Consider the following 19,113-nt stretch of genomic DNA (forward strand, 5'->3'; position numbering starts at 1 on the left):
CCGGCAAGGCCGCCGCCCAGGGCGGCCTTCTTCATTGCGCCGGTGGAAAGTGAAAAGCCCCGCCGGTGGCCGGCGGGGCTGTGCTCAGGGCAAGCCTGCGGGTATCAGTGGCTGTGGGCGAGCCCGGAGCCGCGCGGCGTGCGGATGTCCTCCACCATATGCTGGATGTGGTCCGGGCATGGCGCGGTGAGCTTGGACACCACCAGGGCGACGACCACGTTGAGGATGGCGCCCACCATGCCTATCCCTTCGGGCGAGATGCCGAACAGCCAGTTGGCCGGAATGTTTTCCGCCATCGGCGTGATGAAGATGCCCTTGAAGTAGAGGATGTAGCCGAAGGTGAAGCCCAGGCCGACGAGCATGCCGCTGATCGCGCCTTCCTTGTTCATCGTCTTGCTGAAGATGCCCAGCAGGATGGTGGGGAAGAGCGAGGCGCAGGCAAGGCCGAAGGCGAAGGCCACCACCTGGGCGACGAACCCTGGCGGGTTGTAGCCGAGGTAGCCGGCGATCATCACAGCCACTGCAGCCGCCAGGCGGCCCGCCAGCAACTCGGATTTCTCCGAGATGTGCGGCATGAACACCCCTTTCAGCAGGTCGTGGGAGATAGCCGCCGAGATCACCAGCAGCAACCCCGCCGCGGTGGACAGCGCGGCGGCGATGCCGCCTGCCGCCACCAGCGCGATCACCCAGTTCGGCAGGCCCGCGACCTCGGGGTTGGCGAGCACCATGATGTCGTTATCCACGGTGAGCTCGTTGCCCTTCCAGCCTGCGGCCTCCGCCCGGGCGGTGAAGCCGGCGCTGGTGTTCTTGTCGTTGTAGTACTGGATGCGGCCATCGCCGTTCTTGTCCTCGAACTTCAGCAGGCCGGTCTGCTCCCAGCGCCGCATCCATTCTGGCCGGGCCTCATAGAGCAGCGCCGAATCGGTGGCGAACAGGTCGCCCCCGCTGGCGGTGACCGCACTGTTCACCGTGGCATGGACGTTGTACCTGGCCATGGCGCCCACCGCCGGCGCAGTGGTGTAGAGGATGGCGATGAAGACCAGCGCCCAGCCGGCGGACGAGCGCGCGTCCTTCACCTTGGGCACGGTGAAGAAGCGCACGATCACGTGGGGCAGGCCCGCGGTGCCCGCCATCAGGGCGAAGGTGATGGCGAAGATGTTGATCGTCGACATGCTGGACGAGGTGTAGGCGGCAAAGCCCAGCTCCTGCACCACCGTGTCCAGCTTGTGCAGGAAGGGTTCGCCGCTTTCCACCGTACCGCCCAGGCCCAGCTGTGGCAGAGGGTTGCCGGTGATCTGCAGGGCGATGAACACCGCCGGGATGGTGTAGGCGAAGATCAGCACCACGTATTGCGCCACCTGGGTGTAGGTGATGCCCTTCATGCCGCCGAGCACCGCGTAGAAGAACACCAGGCCCATGCCGGTGATCAGGCCGGTGGTGATGTCCACCTCCAGGAAGCGGGAGAACACGATGCCAACGCCGCGCATCTGCCCCGCCACATAGGTGAAGGAGATGAAGATCAGGCAGACCACGGCGACGATGCGGGCGGTGCGGGAGTAATAGCGGTCGCCGATGAATTCCGGCACGGTGAATTTGCCGAACTTGCGCAGGTAGGGCGCAAGCAGCACCGCCAGCAACACGTAGCCGCCGGTCCAGCCCATCAGGTAGACCGACCCGCCGTAGCCGAGGAAGGCGATGAGGCCGGCCATCGAGATGAAGGACGCGGCGGACATCCAGTCGGCCGCCGTCGCCATGCCATTCACCACCGGGTGCACCCCGCCGCCAGCGACGTAGAACTCGCCGGTACTGGCCGCGCGGGCCCAGATGGCAACGCCGATGTAGAGGACGAAGGACAGGCCGACGATGATGTAAGTGAGCAGTTTCAGGTCCATGTGCCTATCCCTCAGTCTTCGTGGACGTCGTGTTCGCGGTCGATCTTGTTCATGCGCGCCGCGTACCAGAAGATCAGCGCCAGGAAGGCGTAGATCGAGCCCTGCTGGGCGAACCAGAAGCCGAGCGGATAACCGCCGAGGTGGATGCCATCGAGAATCGGCCGCAGCAGAATGCCGAAGCCGTAGGACACGATGAACCACAGGACCAGTACGGTGGTCAGCAAACCCAGCGTTGCCCGCCAGTAAGCTTCCCCTCCATTGGGCTTTTCCATTGCTTGTCTCCTCTTATGCGTTCTTCGGTGTGGAAGGCCCGTGCCGCAACGAAGGGCGTGGAATCCTGTTGAACCGGTCGCAGCGGACGGACTTGCGCAGTATTGGAAGAGAAAGCTTACAAGTTCCTTATAAAAATCTGATTGTTTTATTTAATTTTTCTATTTGATTAACGCCGGTGTTCGCCTACGCCGTAGTGCTTATCCAGGCGGTTCATGGCCAGTACGTAGACGCCGATGATCAGCAGATAAACCAGCGGCGTGCCTTGCGCGAAGACATAGAAGCCCAGCGGAAAGCCGAGGAAGACGATGTCGTTCAACGCGGTGGCGTAGTAGCCGGGCACGAAGGACACGAGGAACCACAGGGCGAGCAGGCTCAGCGTCAGGGTGAGGTTGCGGCGCCAGTAGGCGCGGTGTCTGGCGGTCAGCGTCATGGCGGTCAGTGTTGCGGGCTGGCGCCCTTGTGGGCCTGGGCCAGGCGGTCCTGGATCTCGGCGGGGGCGGCCTCGTAGCCGGCGGCGCTGAGGGCGAACTCGCTCTCGCCGCCGCAGATGGCCTTCAGCCTGGCCTCGAAGCCGTCCAGCTCGGCCATCGGCACCCGGGCGGAGAGCGTGGTCCAGCCGGGCGCGGGGCTGTCGGTGGCGGTGAGGCGGCCGCGGCGGCCGGCGAGCTCGGCGCTCACCTCGCCGAACTGGGCGTCGGCGATCTTCACCGTCAACTCCAGCAGCGGCTCCAGCACCTGCGGCCGGGCGGCGCGCACCGCCTCGATCAGCGCATGGCGGGCGGCGGTGACGAAGGAGACTTCGTTGGAGTCCACCGCATGGTGCTTGCCGTCGGTCACCACCACCCTGAGATCCTGCAGCGGGAAGCCGGCGTGGGCGCCTTCGGCCAGTGCCTGGCGCACGCCTTTCTCCACCGCCGGCATGAAGTGGGTGGGAATGGTGCCGCCCTTCACCTCGTCCGCCAGTTCCAGGCCGGCGCCGCGTGCCAGCGGCTCCACTCGCAGCGCCACTTCGCCGAACTGGCCGGCGCCGCCGCTCTGCTTCTTGTGGCGGTAGCGGGCCTCGGCGCTGATGCTGATGGTTTCGCGGTAGGGCACCGCCGGCGGCGCGGTGTCCAGTTGCAGGTTCCACCGGCTGGCGAGCTGCTCCAGCACGATCTGCAGGTGCTGGCGGCCCAGGCCGCGCACCACGGTATGGCGGCTGCGCGGGTCGAAGCTCACTTCCAGGCAGGGATCTTCGTCCACCAGCCGGGCCAGCGCCTCGGCCAGCTTTTGCTCGTCCGCCGGCTTGCGCGCGATCAGCGCCAGGCCGTGCACCGGCTGCGGGTAGGGTGGCGCGGCGAGGTGGAAGGCGTCCTCGTCATGGGAATCGTGCAGCACTGTGTCGTGGTGGATCTCGTCCACCCGCGCCACGGCGCACAGGTCACCGGCCACGCCCAGCGGCGTTTCCACCGCGTTGCGGCCTTGCAGGCGCAGCAGGTGGGCGACCTTGAAGGGCTTGCGGCCGTCGCCGATGAAGAGCTGAGAGTTGGGCGTGATGCGGCCCTGGTGGATGCGGAACAGCGCCAGCTTGCCGCGGTAGGGGTCGTTGGCGATCTGGAACACATGGGCCAGCACGTGGCCCTCGGCGCTGGCCGCGACCACCACCGGCGTTGCCGCCACGCCTTCCCCCTTGAGGAAGCGCGGCGGATTGCCTTCGGTGGGGTCGGGCATCAGCCGGCCGAGGATGTCCAGCAGTTCGCGCACGCCGGCGCCGCTGCGGGCGGAGACGAAGCACACCGGCACCAGGTGGCCTTCGCGCAGGGCCTGTTCGAAGGGGGCGTGCAGCTGGTCCGGCGTCAGGCTCTCGCCCTGCTCCAGGTAGGCGGCCATCAGCGCCTCGTCCAGCTCCACCACCTGATCGACGATGGCTTCGTGGGCGGCGCTGACGCTGGAGAAGGCGGTGGCCGCGGCGGCGTCCGGGGCGAAGAAGCAGTCCACCACGTCCTGGCCGTCGGCCGCCGGCAGGTTGAGCGGCAGGCACTCGGGCCCGAAGGCGGCGACGATCTCGCCCAGGGTGGCGGCGCAGTCGGCGCCGGCGGTGTCCATCTTGCTGACGATGATGAGGCGGCACTTGTCCGCGGCGGCGGCCATCAGCCGGCGGCTGGCGCTGTCCACCCCGGCGCTGGCGCTGATGACGATGGCGGCGGTCTCCACCGCCGGCAGCACCGCCAGCGCGCGGCCGGCGAGGTCGGGCAGGCCGGGGGCGTCCACCAGGTTGATCCAGTGGCCGGCCCATTCCAGGTGGGCCAGGGTGGCGTTGAGCGAGTGGCCCAGCGCCTTCTCCTGTACGTCATGGTCGGACACGGTGTCGCCGCGCTCCACGCTGCCGGCGCTGCCGATCTCGCCACCGGCGGCGAGCAGGGCTTCCAGCAGGCTGGTCTTGCCGCCGCCGGCGGGGCCGAGCAAGGCGATGTTGCGGATGTCGTGGACGGAATTGGGCGTCATGGCTGGTCTCCCGACGTGCGCGTGTTTTCTTGTGAGTCTTCTTGTTTATGCGCGCAGTGTCCGTCCGACGCCCCTGCGCAGGCAATGCGCGGGATCAAAGTTCCGGCCGCCGGGCGGCGGCGTGTTGCGCTGCGGCAGCCGCTGCCGGCAGCGGCTGGCTGCTCAGGCGCTCTTCAGGCCGGCCCGGCGGGTGAGCCAGATCGCAGCCAGGGGCAGCAGCAGGGTGAGCACCGCGATGGTGAGCAGCAGGCCGCCGAGTTCGCTGTAATCCGCCGGGGTGGTGACGGTGCCGGCGGTATCTTTCACCTCGCGGGTGACCATGTAGATGCGGTTGAGGTGCTCGGTGGCGAGCTGGGAGGCAGACAGCGCCAGGTTGGTGAAGGAGGCCATCACCGCGAAGAAGGTGGCCTTCAGGTGCTGCGGTGCGGAATTCGCGATCCAGGCCAGCATCGGCACCATGGAAACCTGGCCCAGCGGCGATTCCAGCGCGGTGTTGGCGATGGCGATGAAGCGTGCATCCACCACGCCGCCGGTGTGGGCGGCGGTCCATTCGTGCAGGCCATGGAACATGCCGATGATGGGCACCGACAGCAGCGTAGTCGCCAGCGTGAGGAAGACGACGATGTAGGCGATGGAGCGCTCCGCCATGAAGCGGCGGAACAGGAACAGGCCGGCCAGGGTGAGGCCGCTGGTGATGAGGTCCAGGCGGGAGAGGAAGGACTGGTCGAAGCCGAGCACGTCTATCATCCACCAGGTGGCGCCGGCGCCCGGCAGCGGCATGGCGCGGAACACGAAGATGACGATGGCGGTGCCCAGCAGGGTGCGCCGCGCCGCCGGTTCCAGCTCGCCCAGCAGGCGGCGCATGAGGAAGGCGATGACGGCGAAGGAGCCGAGGAAGATGGCTTCCTGGCTGTATTCGAAGTCTGACAGGCCCAGGCTCAGCGTGAGGGTGACGAAGACCGCGCTGCCGCCCAGTACCCACCAGTTGGGCGAGGTGGTTTCTTCCGGCTCGTGCACTGCGCGGGCGATCTCCGCCTCGCTGCGGCCCAGCGCCCGTAGCCGCTGGGCCTCTCTGCGCTTGAGCCAGCCTGCGAGCAGCACGCCGCTGATGGACAGCAGCGGAATCGCCAGCGCGAACTCGTAGATGCGCAGGTAGATCGCTACCTTCTCCGCTTCACCCAGCCCGGCCGCGCCCTGGAACATGACGACGTTGGCGAGGGACACCAGCACGCTGCCGCCGATGATGGCGACCCGGCCCAGCATCTGCATGGTGGTGTGCATGAGGCGGATGTCCTCGGCCGGCAGCGGCTGGCCACGCTCATCCAGCCGCGGCACCGCTTCCACCGTCATCGCGTCGGCCACCGCGTCCTGCATCACGTAGCCCACCGGCGCCAGCAGGGTGGAGAGCACGAACCAGGCGCTGGCCGGCATCACTGCCGTCATTGCCTCAGGCTGGCCGAGCAGGCCGATCATGATCAGCAGGCTGGCGGCGATCAGCAGCGCGCCCAGGTAGACCAGCCCCGCCTTGTAGCGCCACAGCAGATCCACCAGGTGGCCGATGGGCATCTTCAGCGCCCAGGGGATCACCGCCCAGAAGCCGAGGGCGGCGATGAAGGCGGCGGAGAGGTCCAGGTAGTCCTTGATGAAGAAGGTGCCGACGATGCCGGTGAGGGTGGAGATGCCGTAGGCGCAATACACCATCAGCGGCGGCAGGTAGGACAGCCGCATTTCGCGGCCCAGTTCCAGGATGTTGCGGTCGAACCAGCGGAAGAGGGTGTTGCGGTGCTGGGCAGTGGCCACGCGGAGGCTCCTTGGGTAGCGGTCGGTCGGCGGGGAGGGGCTCAGCGGCCCAGCAGTCTTTCCAGCCAGGGCAGTAGCCAGGGCAGGGACACGGCGGTGAGCAGGCCGTTCAATCCCATCGCCAGCGCGGCGAAGGCGCCGGCCTGTTCGCTCACCTGGAAGGCGCGGGCGGTGCCTATGCCGTGGGAGGCGATGCCGATGGCGAAGCCGCGCACCGCATGGTCGTCGATGCGCAGCAGACGGTAGAGGTAGCGCGCGCCGACCGCGCCCAGGATGCCGGTGGTGATCACCAGCACCGCGGTGAGCGAGGGCAGGCCGCCCAGGCTTTCGGCCACCGCCATCGCGATCGGCGTGGTGACGCTCTTGGGCGCCAGCGACATCAGCGATTCCCGGCTGGCGCCAAGCAGCGCGCCGATGGCGTAGGCCGACAGCGCGGCGGTGAGCGAGCCGGCCACCAGCGCGATCACCAGCGGCCCGGCCATCGCCTTCAGCTTCGGCCACTGGGCATGGAGCGGAATCGCCAGCGCCACCGTGGCCGGGCCGAGCAGGAAGTGCACGAATTGCGCGCCGTCGAAATAGGTTTTGTACGGCATGCCGGTGACCAGCAGCAGTACGGCGATGAAGCTGACCGACAGCAGCACCGGGTTGGCCAGCGGATGAAAGCCGGCGCGGCGGTAGAGCCAGAAGGCGGCCTGGTAGGCGAGCAGGGTGAGGGTGAGCCCGAGCAGCGGCGTGGCGGAGAGATAGACCCAGATTTCGCTGAGGCTGTGGCTCATGGCCGGGCCTCCCCACTGGCGCGCGGCGTTTCCCGGCGGCGCATCAGCGCGCGCAGCACCAGCGCGGTAACGGCGATGGCGAGGGCGGTGCTGCCCAGTAGCGCGGCGGTCAGCGGCAGCCATTCGGCGGCCAGACGGTCGCCGTAGAGCACGATGCCGGTGCCGGCGGGCACGAACAGCAGGGAGAGGTGCATCAGCAGCGTGCCGGAGGTGGTGCGCAATTCCTCGCTCGGCCCGCCGCGTAGCAGCAAGGCGAGGAAGAGCAGGCCCATGCCGATCACCGGGCCGGGAATGGGCAGCGCCAGCGCGCGGGCGATCACTTCGCCTATCAATTGGAACAACAGCAGCAGGGTGAGAGCGCCTAGCATGGTCTATCTCGCTTGTCGGCCCGGCGCGGGGAGGTTCGCCGGGGGTAAGCGAGCATAGCCGATGCGGCGGCCAATGCTGCAGTACGGCATCGGCGCTGCGCGGTTGTTGGCGCTGCCTGCAGCCTCGGCCTGGTGGCGCCAGGCAGGCTGCCCCAGGCAGCGGCCAGGTCGCGGATCAGGTCAGCAGCACATGCCCAGCGGTGCGCACCACGATGCCCACCACCGCGCCCAGCGCGGCCGGTTTCCACACCGCCGCCACCCGCGGGCCGGCGGACATCATGATGGCCACGCCGGCCACGTCCAGCGGGTGGGTGAGGAAGCCGGCGCTGTGGTTCAGCGTGGCGACGGTGGTGGTGCCGCTCTTCAGCATCTCGTCCATCACGCCCATCATCGCGGTGCCGCCGGCAATGTACTTGGTGAGGCTGAGCAGGATCAGCGCCGGGTCGATGCCCAGCAGCGCCAGCAGCGGCGTCAATACATCCTTGAGGGCATCGATGGCGCCGGTGGCGCGCAGCGCCATCACCGCGACCAGCGCCAGCACCAACATGGGAATGGCACCCACCGCGATCTTGAAGGCCTCGGCGCCGGCGCGGTTGATCACGTCCAGCACGCCCTTGGCGCTGTCCGCCACGTGGTGGTGCAGGGTTTCGTCCACCGTGCCCTCGGCGGTGGACAGGCGGCGGCCGAAGCCGTGGTAGGTGGCGGCCGCGGCCACCAGCCCGCCGAGCACCGACAGCAGCAGGGTGAGGCCGAACTGCAGGCCCATGGCGGCCATCGGGAAGGTGACGTTGGCTTGCGCCATCGCCATGACCATCGCCAACGTGGCGGCGAGGTGGCGGTCGGAGGCGCCGCGGCTTTCCATCATGGTCAGCGTGGCCACCGGCGCGGCGAAGCTGACGAAGTTGATCTGCAGCGCGGCGAATACGCCCAGCCCGGTGAGGCCGGCGGGGCGCAGCAGGGGGGCAACGCGGGCGACCAGCCAGTCGAGCACGCCCTTCGCTTCCAGCAGCCGCATCAGCGACAGCATCACCACCATCACCGGCAGCAACACGAAGAGGGAGAGTTCGATGGCCGAGCGGCCGGCGCGCAGGATGATGTCGGTCAGCAGGTCCATGCGGCCTTGTTGTTCTTTTGCGGGGCAGCAGATGCTAACCGCAGGGCGGCCTCAACGCGAGCCGGTGGGCGGCCGCGGGGAAGGCTGGTGCCGGGGCGCCCGGAATCCGGCGCCGTTGGCGGCGTACCGCTGTGAGGCGACGGGGTGCGGGCTCAGTCGTCCTTGCGGTGCTCGTCGTCGTCCACCGGAGCGGGCACCGCCGGGGCGCCCAGCGTCACCGTGATCAGCATCAGCAGCATCGGCGCGAGGGTAAGCGCGAAGGCTTCGAAGCTGCGCATGCCGAAACCGATGACCAGGGGCAGCACGAGCACGCCACAGGCCAGGAATTCGGTAATTTTGCTCCAGCGGTCCATAACGGTTCTCCTGTCGGGATCTTGTCTTCTTATGCCCCTCTATGACTTTCCGGCAGTCGCCGCCGGCCGCCCGAGGGGCTTTGTGCAATGCACAAATTCAGCTCTAGCTTAGACCTCCTGCCCGCTGCGCGCCCGTGTGGAATTCCACAATAAGGCGTAGCGGCGAGCGGCAGCCCTACCGCTTCTTCCTGCAAGCGGCCTGCCCGGCGTAGCGGGGGCGGCTTGCGCCCTTGCCCGCTCCCAGGCGGCGCAAGGCCAAAGGATGAGTGACTGTGAAAGCGCCCCGGTGTTGCACCGACGGCGTAGAACTTTCGTTCTTCAGCCCAATCGCATTCCCCAAAACGGGTGGCGAAATCAATACGAATGGATGAAGTGCCTTGCTCCCCGCGGGTCCTCAAACTATGTTTCCAGCATCTTTTGCGGTGCAACAAGGAGACGTGGAATGAAGACCAATCCGCATGCCCGGGCGCTTTCCGGGCTGGCCCTGATATGGCTGCTGGGTAGCGCCGCCGCCACCGCGGCGGAGCCGCTGCCGGCCTTGAATCTGGACCTGGGCCAGACCACCGTGTCCGGCATTTCTTCCGGCGCTTTCATGGCGGTGCAGTTCGGTACCGCGCATTCGGCGACCGTCACCGGCGTGGCCGCCACCGCAGGCGGGCCCTATTTCTGCGCCGGGCAGGATTCCTGGGCGGGGGCAGGGGTGAGCCGTGCCATCGCCCGTTGCATGCAGGGCGATCCCAGCTATCCGGCGGTGCCCATCACCGCTACCGACCTGTCGCAGATGAGCGCCGCGGTGCGCGCCTGGGGCGCCCGCGGGCTGATAGACGACAGCGCCAACCTGGCGCAGCAGCGGGTGTGGATCTTCCACGGCTATAACGATGGCATCGTCAAGCGGCCGGTGAGCGACGCGCTGCAGAGCTGGTATGGCGGTTTCGTGCCGGCGGGGCAGATCTTCTACAAGGACGAGTTGCGCGCGGCCCATGCGCAGATTTCCGCCAGTTGCGCGGCGGGTGGCAGTGGTGCGGCGGTGGCCGAGGGGGCCAGCTGCAACCCCTGCGCCATCACCGGCGGCAATTTCATCAACCAGTGCCCGGCCGCCAGCGCATCCGGCAGTGCCGCCTACGACGCCGCCGGCGTGGCGCTGCAACTCTTCTACGGCCCGCTGCAGCGCACCGCCAGCGGCAGCCTGGGCGGGCAGGTGCTGGCTTTCGACCAGCGGCCCTACATCCAGCGCGACGGCGGCTCGCTGCCGGCCATCCGCGCCTCGATGGCCGATGGCGGTTACCTCTACCTGCCGGCTGCCTGCGCCGCCGGCCAGCCCTGCCGGCTGCATGTCGCCTTCCACGGCTGCCAGCAGCAGTCCGGCAACATCGGCACCGCCTTCGTCACCGGCGCAGGCTTCAACGAATGGGCGGACGCCAACCGCATCGTGGTGCTCTACCCGCAGACGGCGGCCACCACCGCGGTGCCGCTCACGCCCTTCAATCCGCAGGGCTGCTGGGACTGGTGGGGCTACGGCGACTTCGGCTACCAGGCCGCCGGCCACTATGCGACCAAGGACGGCACCCAGATCGCCGCCATCTGGCGCATGGTGCAGCGGCTGGCGAGCGGCGGCAGCGGAACGGTGGGCGTCAGCCCCACCACGGTGCCGACGCTGCAGGTGCTGGATGCCTCCGCCAGCCAGGTCGCGCTGGCGTGGTCGCCGGTGGAGGGCGCCACTGGCTACCGGCTCTACCGTGGCACCGGAATGGATGGCCCGCTGCAGCCGCTGACGGCCACGCCGGTGGACGGGCCCTCCTGGGTGGATGGCGGTCTGGCGCCGCAGTCCAGCTATCGCTACCAGCTGCGGCCGGTGGATGGCAGTGGTGCCGAGGGCAGCCCCTCCGCCACGGTGACGCTGACCACCGGGCAGACGGCGCCGGCCTGCGATCCTTACTTCTCGCTGGCACAGGACACGGTGGTGGACCGTAACAACCGGCCGACGACCAAGGTCTGCCCCTGAGGCGCGCGCGGCCGGGCCGAGCCAAGGCTGCGGCCGCGGCTGCTCCGCGCATGGCCAGCGCCGGGGTACTGGACCCCGGCGTTCAAGGCCGTCGCCGATGGTACTGGGCGACCAGAACCTGGATCTTGAGCCGGATGATGTCCGCGAGCAGGCGCATCTTCCTTTCATGTTCCTGATGCGCGATGTCGTAGATCTGCTTCTTCAACGTCTCGTTGCCGTCGCTCGGCAGGCTGAGCGACCACTCGGTGAAGAAGGCGTCATAGCTGTCCACCGTCTTGATGAGCTCGAACCGGAGCTTCTCCCGCTCCTTTTCCGGGATGGTGCTCAGGGCCGTGTCGATGACGGCTTCGAGGTCCGAACGCTTCTGTTGATTCTGGAGGGGGAACTGGATGACTTCGGACATGGGTGCCTCCGGTCTTCATGTAAACAGGATGGGCGCCTGAATCAATTTCCGCGCCAGTCCGTAAGCCGCTGATTCTTCAGGACGGGGCGCAACGCGCCTGTGCCATTCGCGACAAATGCCGCAGGCCTTTTCCCGCCGCGCACCCCCGGAAATGCCGGATGACGCCGAATCGCCGGCTTTGTGCCTGTCGCTCACCCCGGGGGCAAGACGGGCGGTGGCGCGCGGGCGCAAAAAAAGGGCGCACCCATTGCGGGTGCGCCCATTGTTCCAAGCCGGCCCGCTCGCGTGGGCCGGGCGAGGCTATTACTCCATCGCTTCGTACAGCGGCAGGGTGAGGAACTCGGGGAAGTTGGCCGACAGGCTCATTTCCTCGAAGATCGCCGCCGCCTGCTCGTAGGTTTCCGTCTTCTCGCCAGCGGCGGTCACGGTGGCCTTCACCTTGGCCAGCTCTTCCGGGATCATCGCCCGCACCATCTCGGCGGTGACCTTGCGGCCGTCATCCAGCTTGCCCTTGGGGCTCACCACCCACTGCCAGATCTGCGAGCGGCTGATCTCGGCGGTGGCGGCGTCCTCCATCAGGTTGTGGATGGGCACGCAGCCGTTGCCGGCCAGCCAGCTGCCGAGGTAGTGGATGCCGACGTTGATGTTGTTGCGCACGCCGGCTTCGGTGATGGGCTGTTCCGGCTGGAAGTTCATCCAGTCCTTCGGGCCGTAGTTGCCGCTCACCTGCTTTTCCCACTGGTTGGGCTTGTCGCCCAGCACCTTCACGAACTCTTCCATGGCGATGGGCACCAGGCCCGGGTGCGCCACCCAGCCGCCGTCGTAGCCGTCGTTGGCGTCGCGGGTCTTGTCGTGGCGGATGCCGGCCAGCGCCTTTTCGTTGGCGACCGGGTCGCTCTTGATCGGGATCAGCGCGCTCATGCCGCCCATGGCCGGGGCGCCGCGCTTGTGGCAGGCCTGCACCAGGGCCAGCGCGTAGGAGCGCATGAAGGGCACTTCCATGGTGATGGCGCCGCGGTTGGCCAGGCAGAAGTCCTTGTTGTTCTTGAACTTCTTGATGCAGGAGAAGATGTAGTCCCAGCGCCCGGCATTCAGCCCGGCGGAGTGGTTGCGCAGTTCGTACAGGATCTCTTCCATCTCGAAGGTGGCGAGGATGGTCTCGACCAGCACGGTGGCCTTGATGGTGCCCTGCGGCAGGCCGATGTGGTCCTGCGCCATCACGAAGATGTCGTTCCACAGCCGGGCTTCGAGGTGCGACTCCATCTTCGGCAGGTAGTAGAAGGGGCCGGCGCCGCGGGTGATCTGTTCCTTGGCGTTATGGAAGAACACCAGCGCGAAGTCGAAGATGCCGCCGGAGACGCGCTGGCCGTCGACCAGCACGTGCTTTTCGTCGAGATGCCAGCCGCGCGGGCGGATCTGCAGGGTGGCGATCTTGTCGTTGAGCTTGTAGACCTTGCCGGCTTCGTTGGTGTAGCTGATCTCGCGGCGGATGGCGTCGTAGAGGTTCACCTGGCCCTGGATCTGGTTGTACCAGTTCGGGCTGTTGGAGTCCTCGAAGTCGGTCATGTAGGAATCAGCGCCCGAGTTGTAGGCGTTGATGATCATCTTGCGCTCGACCGGGCCGGTGATCTCCACCCGGCGGCACTCCAGCGCCTTGGGCAGCGGCGCCACCTTCCAGTCGCCTTCGCGGATGTGCTTGGTCTCCGGCAGGAAATCCGGCAACTCGCCGGCATCGATGCGGGCCTGGCGGGCGACGCGGGCCTTCAGCAGTTCCTGGCGGCGCGGCTCGAAGGCGCGGTGCAGCTTGGCGACGAGTTCCAGCGCGTCGCGGCTCAGGATCTGGTCGAAGCGGGGATGCAGCGGGGCGTTGATCTGCAGGCCTTGCGGCAGGTCCAGGGTCTGGCTCATGGTCATGCTCCTTGTCGTTCCGGTTGATTCGATGTTCGGGTGGCGCCGGCGGTGGCCGCCGGTGCCGCTTTGCTGTTTCAGGGCGGCGGGCTCAGCCGGGCCGCCGCTTGCGTACGAATTCGACGACGTCGCCCAGGCTGTCGCCGCTGCCGTGGGGGCTTACGTCCAGCGCCTCGGCCGGCTGGCCGCCGCGGTTGATCCAGAAGGTGGTATAGCCGAACCAGGTGGCGCCGGCCGCATCCCAGCCATTGGCGGAAACGAACAGGATCTCCCGTGCCTCGCAGCCCAGCGCCGCCGGGCCCATCGCGTAGGCGTCCGGATGCGGCTTGTAGCGCTCCACCTTCTCCACCGACAAAACATGGTCGAACAGGCCTGCCAGCCCGGCGCTGCGCACCGACACCTCCAGCATCTGCGGCGTGCCGTTGGAGAGGATGGCGGTGGGTACGCCCATGGCCTTCAGCTCGCGCAGCGCCGCCGCGTTCTCCGGGAAGGGCGACAGGCAGGAATACTGGTTCAGCAGCTGGGTACCGGCTGCTTCGGACATCGCCAGGCCCAGCTTGCGGGCGGCGAAATCGAGGGCGTCGCGCGTCAGCTCCCAGAACGGACGGTGGCGTCCGGCCAGGGTGCGCAGCTGCGAGTACTCGATCTGCTTCTGCCGCCACAGCGCCGCCAGCGCCTCGCCCTTGCCGGGGAAGAGCTGCTCCGCCAGCAGTCCGACGGAATAGACGTCGAACAGGGTGCCGAAGGCGTCGAAGACAACGGCTTTCAGGCGGGGCGCAGCAGTCATGGCGATGTCCGAGCTTTGCAATGCCGGGCCTCGTGGGCCCGCCGGTTCGTTCTTGTTGGGGGCGGCGCCGGCGGCGGGAGATCGTCCCGCGGCGGTCCGCTCGTCTGGGGGTAGCGTCTCCTCTCACCCCGTATTGAGGCCAAGTCTATTGCGCACGCGTTCGATACAGAAGATGCGCTAAGATCAATTGATCTTTTACTTCTGGTACAAGATGGACCATCTCAAGCAGATCGAGAGCTTCGTGAACGTCGCCACCCGCGGCAGCCTCTCCGCCGCCGCCCGGCTGGAAGGGGTGACGCCGGCGGTGATCGGCCGCCGGCTGGACGCGCTGGAACAGCGCCTGGGCGTGAAGCTGATGGTGCGTACCACCCGCAGCATTGCCCTCACCTTCGAGGGCAGCGCCTTCCTCGAAGATTGCCAGCGCATCCTGCACGACCTTGCCAACGCCGAAGCCTCGGTGACGCTGGGCGGCGTCAAGGCCAGCGGCCATGTGCGCATCTCGGCGCCGGCCGGTTTCGGCCGCCGCCATGTGGCGCCGCTCGTGCGGGAATTCCTGGAAGCCAACCCGGAGGTGAGCTGCACGCTGGACCTCACCGACCGCCTGGTGGACCTCGCCAACGAGGGCATAGACTGCGCTATCCGCATCGGCGGCCTGGCGGATTCCAGCCTGGTGTCGGTACGGCTGGCGGAAAACCGCCGGGTCGTGGTCGCCAGCCCCGACTACCTCGCCCGCCGCGGCGTGCCGGTGACGCCGGATGACCTCATCCGCCACACCTGCCTGTCGCTCGGCCAGCAGCGCGGCTGGCTGTTCCGCACCGGCGACGGTGACGTGGTGGCGGTGCGGGTGAGCGGCCGCCTGGAGTGCAACGACGGCGCGGTGCTGCACGACGCCGCGCTGGCCGGCGAGGGCCTGGCCTGGCGCTCGTTGTGGGAGGTGGAAGCCGACCTGCGCGCCGGCCGGCTGGTGTCGGTGCTGGACCAATTTGCCGCGCCGGTCACCGGCATCTACGCCGTCTTTCCCCAGCGCCGCCAGCTGGCGCTGCGGGTGAGGCTGCTGATCGACCATTTCAAGAACCGCTACGGCAGGGCGGATTACTGGCGGCAGGCAGGTTGAGGCGCCGAGCTGCCGGGCAGTGGCGGCGCTGAGCCAGGGAGCGCCCCCGGCCTTATCGCTGCTCTCCGGCGTGGCGAAGATCAGGCCCCCTCGTTCCCGAAAATCACGATCCCAGCTTCAGGTTTTTGCGGACGCCAGCCTGCCGGGCTGGCGCGCATGCTTCTGTTCGCGTCGGCTCAACCGGGCCGCCGCCGGACCGCCCAGGTCCGCCATCCACCGACAGGAGAACCGCCATGAAATGGGAAACCCCGAGCGCAGTCGATTTCCGCTTCGGCTTCGAAATCACCATGTACATCGCCACCCGTTGAGCGAGCGCCCCGGCGGCGCGGCCAACGCGGCGCCGGGGCATCCGGAATCCATCCGCGATGAAGATACGCATCCTCGGTGCCGCCGCCGGCGGCGGTTTTCCGCAGTGGAACTGCAACTGCCGCAACTGCAGCGGCCTGCGCGGCGGCACGCTGCGGGCCAGGGCGCGCAGCCAGTCCTCGATCGCCGCCAGCGGCGATGGCGAGCACTGGCTGCTGTTCAACGCCTCGCCGGACGTGCTGCAGCAACTGCGCGGCTTTCCCGCGCTGCAGCCGGGGCGTGCGCTGCGCGACAGCGCCATCGCCGCCATCCTGCTGATCGACGCCCAGATCGACCACAGCACCGGCCTGCTGATGCTGCGCGAGCACCTGCAACCGCACGCGCTGTGGTGTACCGCCGCGGTGCATGAGGATCTGAGCGGCGCCTATCCGCTGTTCCCCCTGCTCTCCGCCTATTGCGGGCTGGACTGGCACGAGTTGCCGCTGGCGCGCGAGGTGGCGGTGGACGGCGTACCGGGGCTGACGCTGTCCGCGCTGGCGCTGCACAGCAATGCGCCGCCGTATTCGCCTTACCGCGACCGCCCGCGCGAGGGCGACAACGTCGGCATCAGCCTCATTGCCGCCAATGGCCGCCGGCTGTTCTACGCCCCCGGCCTGGGGGAGATGACGCCGGCAGTGTGGGGCGCGATGCGCGAGGCCGACTGCGTGCTGGTGGACGGCACGCTGTGGACCGACGATGAGCTCATCCGCCTTGGCGTCTCCAGCCGTCGCGCGCGGGAGATGGGCCATCTCCCGCTGTCCGGCGCCGGCGGCATGCTGGCGTGGCTGGCGCGGCTGCCGGACAGCACGCGCAAGGTGCTCATCCACATCAACAACACCAACCCGGTGCTGGACGAAGACAGCCCGGAACATGCCGAACTCGCCGCCCGCGGGGTGGAGCTGGCCTGGGACGGCATGGAGATCACGCTGTGAGCCGGAGCAGGGCGGCGTCCCACGGAGCCGGTCGGCGCGATTACCGCCAGGGAGAACGCAGATGATGGACACCGCCACGCTGGCCGCACCCGCGCTGCATCAGGGCAGCGCTAATGAACCGCCCTTGAGCCGGGCCGCCTTCGAGGCCCGCCTCCGCGGCCATGAATCCCGCTACCACATCCATCACCCCTTCCACCGCTTGATGGCCGAGGGTCGGCTGAGCCGCGCCCAGCTGCAGGGCTGGGTGGCGAACCGCTTCTATTACCAGCTCGCCATCCCGCGCAAGGATGCCGCCATCCTCGCCAACTGCCCGGACCGCGAGATCCGCCGGGAGTGGGTGCAGCGCATCCTGGACCACGACGGCCGCGGCGACGACCCCGGCGGCATCGAGGCCTGGATCGCGCTGGCCGAAGCGGTGGGCATAGTCCGCGAGGAACTGCTGTCGCTGCGCCGGGTGGTGCCGGCGGCGCGCTTCGCGGTGGATGCCTATGTCGAATTCGCCCGCCGCCAGCCCTGGCAGGAGGCGGTGGCGAGCAGCCTCACCGAGCTGTTCGCGCCCCACATCCACCAGCAGCGCATCGACCTCTGGCCGGCGCACTACCCCTGGGTGAAGCCGGAAGGCCTGGCCTATTTCCGCAAGCGCCTGCAGCAGGCGCGCCGGGATGTGGACCACGGCCTCGCCTTCACGCTGGACTACTTCGGCCAGAGCCGCGCGCTGCAGGAGCGGGCGGTGGACATCCTGCGCTTCAAGCTGGACGTGCTGTGGGCGCTGGCCGACGCCATCCTGCTCGACCAGTGCGAGATCGAGATCAAGGGAGCGAAGGCATGAGCGCGGCGGGTTTTCCGGCTGACCGGGAGGCGGCGCGCGAAGGCGCTGCGCTGAAGGTAGCCGCCGGCGAGGCGGTGCCGGCGCGGGAGGGCGCGCCGGGCAGCGGCGATGTGGCCCTGTCCGCCGCGGGCTTCGCCGGCCAACCGGCTGTCGCCGCGCCTTCTCCGGCAAGGGGCCTGGCTCCCCGCCTGTCGCCCCGCTTCCGCCTGCAATGGGAAGAGGCGCAGCAGGCCTGGGTGCTGCTCTACCCGGAAGGCATGGTGAAGCTCAACCGCAGCGCGGGAGAGATCCTGCTCCGCTGCGACGGCAGCCGCGACTCCGCCGCGCTGACCGCCGACCTCGAAGCCGCCTTCGACACCACCGGCCTGCAGGCGGAGGTGGCGGTCTTCCTCGGCCACGCCCGCGAGCGCGGCTGGGTGCAGGGCGGATGAGGCGCGGGGCAGGGCGGCTGGCGCCACGGGGCGCAATCCGCTTTGGCCGCCTGTGGCTTGGAACTGAGCCAGCCCCATTCGAGATGAGCCTGTCGAAGTTCGAGCGCTGAAAGGCACCCGGAGTCGGCGGGCAGCTGCTCTTCCACTATTCCGACATCGCAGAACAGGAGCCCCAGCAGATGGACATGATTCCGCCCCCCGCGCAGCCCGGCCCGCCGCTATGGCTGCTCGCCGAGCTCACCTACCGCTGCCCGCTGCACTGCGCCTTCTGCTACAACCCGGTGGATTTTGCCCACACCGGCGCCGAGCTGGGCACCGAGGACTGGCTGCGGGTGCTGCGCGAGGCGCGCGCCGCTGGCAGCGTGCAATGCGGCTTTTCCGGCGGCGAACCGCTGCTGCGCGATGACCTCGAAATCCTGGTCGCCGAGGCCCATCGGCTGGGCTACTACACCAATCTGCTGACCTCCGGCGTCGGCTTCACCGAGGCCAGGGCGCGGGCGCTGCGCGCCGCCGGGCTGGACCATGTCCAGCTCTCCTTCCAGGACGCCAGCCGCGAGGTGAACGACTTCCTCTCCCACACCCGCACTTTCGACCTCAAGCGCCGTGTCGCCGCGCTGATCAAGGCCCAGGGCTGGCCGATGGTGATGAACTGCGTCATCCACCGCCTCAACATCGACCATCTGGATCGCATCATCGAGCTCGCCATCGAAGTCGAGGCCGAGTACCTGGAGCTGGCGAACAGCCAGTACTACGCCTGGGCCCTGCACAACCGCGACCACCTGCTGCCCAGCCGCGCCCAGCTGGAGCGCGCCGAACGCACCGTCGCCGACTACCGCGCCCGCCTGGGCGAGCGCATGCGGCTGTTCTTCGTCGTGCCGGACTATTACGAAGGGCGGCCGAAGAAGTGCATGAACGGCTGGGGCAAGGTCTTCCTCACCGTCACGCCCGACGGCACCGCGCTGCCCTGCCCTGCCATACCGCCCGCATGCTGCCCGGCCTGGCCTTTCCCAATGTGCGCGAGCAGGCGGTGGCCGACATCTGGTACCGCTCCGAAGGCTTCAATCGCTACCGTGGCGATGGCTGGATGCGTGATCCCTGCCGTCGCTGCCCGGACAAGGAGAAGGACCTTGGCGGCTGCCGCTGCCAGGCCTGGCAACTCGCCGGCGACCCCGCCGCCGCCGATCCCGCCTGCGCCCGCTCGCCAGATCATGGTCTCGTGCTGGAAGCGGTGGCGCAGGCCAACCATCCCCGGCCGCCAGCCGTTGCGCCGCTGCTGTTCCGCGACCCCGCCCGCTCCCGCAG

18 protein-coding genes and 1 pseudogene are annotated in these 19,113 nt (G+C 68.4%); 7 read left to right on the forward strand and 12 right to left on the reverse strand.

Annotation, left to right across the window (positions count from 1 at the left end; genetic code table 11):
* Positions 1-104 precede the first annotated feature (104 nt).
* The 9 genes from GRF61_RS03505 to GRF61_RS03545 all read right to left on the reverse strand — a co-directional run bounded on the left by GRF61_RS03505 (position 105) and on the right by GRF61_RS03545 (position 9,060).
* Complete coding sequence (locus tag GRF61_RS03505; RefSeq protein ID WP_169149328.1) at positions 105-1,892, reverse strand: sodium:solute symporter family protein; 1,788 nt, start codon at positions 1,890-1,892, stop codon at positions 105-107.
* A gap of 11 nt (positions 1,893-1,903) precedes the next feature.
* The gene (locus GRF61_RS03510; protein WP_169149329.1) at positions 1,904-2,164 is read right to left on the reverse strand and encodes a DUF4212 domain-containing protein; all 261 of its coding nucleotides are present in this window, start codon (positions 2,162-2,164) and stop codon (positions 1,904-1,906) included.
* Between the two features lie 167 nt (positions 2,165-2,331).
* Positions 2,332-2,595: a DUF4212 domain-containing protein gene (locus tag GRF61_RS03515; protein ID WP_169149330.1), complete on the reverse strand. Its 264-nt coding sequence runs from the start codon at positions 2,593-2,595 to the stop codon at positions 2,332-2,334.
* A 5-nt stretch (positions 2,596-2,600) separates the two neighbouring features.
* Positions 2,601-4,649 (reverse strand): elongation factor G, encoded by a 2,049-nt coding sequence (gene fusA, locus GRF61_RS03520; protein ID WP_169149331.1) that lies wholly within the window; start codon positions 4,647-4,649, stop codon positions 2,601-2,603.
* A gap of 162 nt (positions 4,650-4,811) precedes the next feature.
* Positions 4,812-6,377, reverse strand: coding sequence for a hypothetical protein (locus tag GRF61_RS03525; RefSeq protein ID WP_169149347.1), 1,566 nt, complete (start codon positions 6,375-6,377; stop codon positions 4,812-4,814).
* A 113-nt stretch (positions 6,378-6,490) separates the two neighbouring features.
* The gene (locus GRF61_RS03530) at positions 6,491-7,225 is read right to left on the reverse strand and encodes an LrgB family protein (protein WP_169149332.1); all 735 of its coding nucleotides are present in this window, start codon (positions 7,223-7,225) and stop codon (positions 6,491-6,493) included.
* Positions 7,222-7,593 carry a CidA/LrgA family protein gene (locus GRF61_RS03535; protein WP_169149333.1) on the reverse strand — a complete coding sequence of 124 codons (372 nt, stop codon included), beginning with the start codon at positions 7,591-7,593 and terminating at the stop codon, positions 7,222-7,224. The genes GRF61_RS03530 and GRF61_RS03535 overlap by 4 nt, the downstream gene beginning before the upstream one ends.
* Before the next feature lie 175 nt (positions 7,594-7,768).
* Positions 7,769-8,707, reverse strand: a complete 939-nt coding sequence (locus GRF61_RS03540; protein ID WP_169149334.1) for a nucleoside recognition family protein — start codon at positions 8,705-8,707, stop codon at positions 7,769-7,771.
* A gap of 152 nt (positions 8,708-8,859) precedes the next feature.
* The gene (locus GRF61_RS03545; RefSeq protein ID WP_169149335.1) at positions 8,860-9,060 is read right to left on the reverse strand and encodes a hypothetical protein; all 201 of its coding nucleotides are present in this window, start codon (positions 9,058-9,060) and stop codon (positions 8,860-8,862) included.
* Between the two features lie 442 nt (positions 9,061-9,502).
* Between GRF61_RS03545 and GRF61_RS03550 the strand changes: the two genes are divergently transcribed.
* A complete protein-coding gene (locus GRF61_RS03550; RefSeq protein WP_169149336.1) occupies positions 9,503-11,062 on the forward strand; it encodes a hypothetical protein in 1,560 nt (519 codons plus the stop codon).
* 82 nt (positions 11,063-11,144) lie between these two features.
* Here GRF61_RS03550 and GRF61_RS03555 read toward each other — a convergent pair whose 3' ends face one another.
* The 3 genes from GRF61_RS03555 to GRF61_RS03565 form a co-directional block, all read right to left on the reverse strand.
* Positions 11,145-11,465: a hypothetical protein gene (locus tag GRF61_RS03555; RefSeq protein WP_169149337.1), complete on the reverse strand. Its 321-nt coding sequence runs from the start codon at positions 11,463-11,465 to the stop codon at positions 11,145-11,147.
* 303 nt (positions 11,466-11,768) lie between these two features.
* On the reverse strand, positions 11,769-13,373 hold the full coding sequence (gene aceB / locus GRF61_RS03560) for a malate synthase A (protein ID WP_169149338.1): 1,605 nt from the start codon (positions 13,371-13,373) through the stop codon (positions 11,769-11,771).
* A gap of 91 nt (positions 13,374-13,464) precedes the next feature.
* Positions 13,465-14,160 carry a haloacid dehalogenase type II gene (locus GRF61_RS03565; protein ID WP_169149339.1) on the reverse strand — a complete coding sequence of 232 codons (696 nt, stop codon included), beginning with the start codon at positions 14,158-14,160 and terminating at the stop codon, positions 13,465-13,467.
* Positions 14,161-14,371: 211 nt separating this feature from the next.
* Between GRF61_RS03565 and GRF61_RS03570 the strand changes: the two genes are divergently transcribed.
* The 6 genes and pseudogenes from GRF61_RS03570 to pqqE form a co-directional block, all read left to right on the forward strand.
* A complete protein-coding gene (locus GRF61_RS03570; protein WP_169149348.1) occupies positions 14,372-15,274 on the forward strand; it encodes a LysR family transcriptional regulator in 903 nt (300 codons plus the stop codon).
* A gap of 233 nt (positions 15,275-15,507) precedes the next feature.
* Positions 15,508-15,582: a pyrroloquinoline quinone precursor peptide PqqA gene (pqqA, locus tag GRF61_RS03575; RefSeq protein WP_133592210.1), complete on the forward strand. Its 75-nt coding sequence runs from the start codon at positions 15,508-15,510 to the stop codon at positions 15,580-15,582.
* Between the two features lie 57 nt (positions 15,583-15,639).
* Positions 15,640-16,551 carry a pyrroloquinoline quinone biosynthesis protein PqqB gene (pqqB, locus tag GRF61_RS03580; RefSeq protein ID WP_169149340.1) on the forward strand — a complete coding sequence of 304 codons (912 nt, stop codon included), beginning with the start codon at positions 15,640-15,642 and terminating at the stop codon, positions 16,549-16,551.
* A gap of 64 nt (positions 16,552-16,615) precedes the next feature.
* Positions 16,616-17,380, forward strand: a complete 765-nt coding sequence (gene pqqC, locus GRF61_RS03585) for a pyrroloquinoline-quinone synthase PqqC (RefSeq protein ID WP_211165720.1) — start codon at positions 16,616-16,618, stop codon at positions 17,378-17,380.
* A 176-nt stretch (positions 17,381-17,556) separates the two neighbouring features.
* A complete protein-coding gene (pqqD, locus tag GRF61_RS24715; protein ID WP_248281094.1) occupies positions 17,557-17,811 on the forward strand; it encodes a pyrroloquinoline quinone biosynthesis peptide chaperone PqqD in 255 nt (84 codons plus the stop codon).
* A gap of 179 nt (positions 17,812-17,990) precedes the next feature.
* Positions 17,991-19,113: pseudogene (gene pqqE / locus GRF61_RS03595) on the forward strand (pyrroloquinoline quinone biosynthesis protein PqqE); the annotation flags it as partial.

Source organism: Azoarcus sp. TTM-91 (genome assembly GCF_012911025.1).
Lineage (GTDB): Bacteria > Pseudomonadota > Gammaproteobacteria > Burkholderiales > Rhodocyclaceae > Azoarcus.

Excerpts from the sequence above, each read along its gene's own strand:
- GRF61_RS03505 (WP_169149328.1), bottom strand. The coding sequence starts at position 1,892 with ATGGACCTGAAACTGCTCACTTACATCATCGTCGGCCTGTCCTTCGTC.
- GRF61_RS03540 (WP_169149334.1), bottom strand. The coding sequence starts at position 8,707 with ATGGACCTGCTGACCGACATCATCCTGCGCGCCGGCCGCTCGGCCATC.
- GRF61_RS03555 (WP_169149337.1), bottom strand. The coding sequence starts at position 11,465 with ATGTCCGAAGTCATCCAGTTCCCCCTCCAGAATCAACAGAAGCGTTCG.
- GRF61_RS03510 (WP_169149329.1), bottom strand. The coding sequence starts at position 2,164 with ATGGAAAAGCCCAATGGAGGGGAAGCTTACTGGCGGGCAACGCTGGGT.
- GRF61_RS03545 (WP_169149335.1), bottom strand. The coding sequence starts at position 9,060 with ATGGACCGCTGGAGCAAAATTACCGAATTCCTGGCCTGTGGCGTGCTC.
- GRF61_RS03565 (WP_169149339.1), bottom strand. The coding sequence starts at position 14,160 with ATGACTGCTGCGCCCCGCCTGAAAGCCGTTGTCTTCGACGCCTTCGGC.
- GRF61_RS03535 (WP_169149333.1), bottom strand. The coding sequence starts at position 7,593 with ATGCTAGGCGCTCTCACCCTGCTGCTGTTGTTCCAATTGATAGGCGAA.
- GRF61_RS03525 (WP_169149347.1), bottom strand. The coding sequence starts at position 6,377 with ATGCGGCTGTCCTACCTGCCGCCGCTGATGGTGTATTGCGCCTACGGC.
- pqqC (WP_211165720.1), top strand. The coding sequence starts at position 16,616 with ATGGACACCGCCACGCTGGCCGCACCCGCGCTGCATCAGGGCAGCGCT.
- pqqB (WP_169149340.1), top strand. The coding sequence starts at position 15,640 with ATGAAGATACGCATCCTCGGTGCCGCCGCCGGCGGCGGTTTTCCGCAG.
- GRF61_RS03550 (WP_169149336.1), top strand. The coding sequence starts at position 9,503 with ATGAAGACCAATCCGCATGCCCGGGCGCTTTCCGGGCTGGCCCTGATA.
- GRF61_RS03570 (WP_169149348.1), top strand. The coding sequence starts at position 14,372 with ATGGACCATCTCAAGCAGATCGAGAGCTTCGTGAACGTCGCCACCCGC.
- GRF61_RS03530 (WP_169149332.1), bottom strand. The coding sequence starts at position 7,225 with ATGAGCCACAGCCTCAGCGAAATCTGGGTCTATCTCTCCGCCACGCCG.
- GRF61_RS03515 (WP_169149330.1), bottom strand. The coding sequence starts at position 2,595 with ATGACGCTGACCGCCAGACACCGCGCCTACTGGCGCCGCAACCTCACC.
- aceB (WP_169149338.1), bottom strand. The coding sequence starts at position 13,373 with ATGAGCCAGACCCTGGACCTGCCGCAAGGCCTGCAGATCAACGCCCCG.
- fusA (WP_169149331.1), bottom strand. The coding sequence starts at position 4,649 with ATGACGCCCAATTCCGTCCACGACATCCGCAACATCGCCTTGCTCGGC.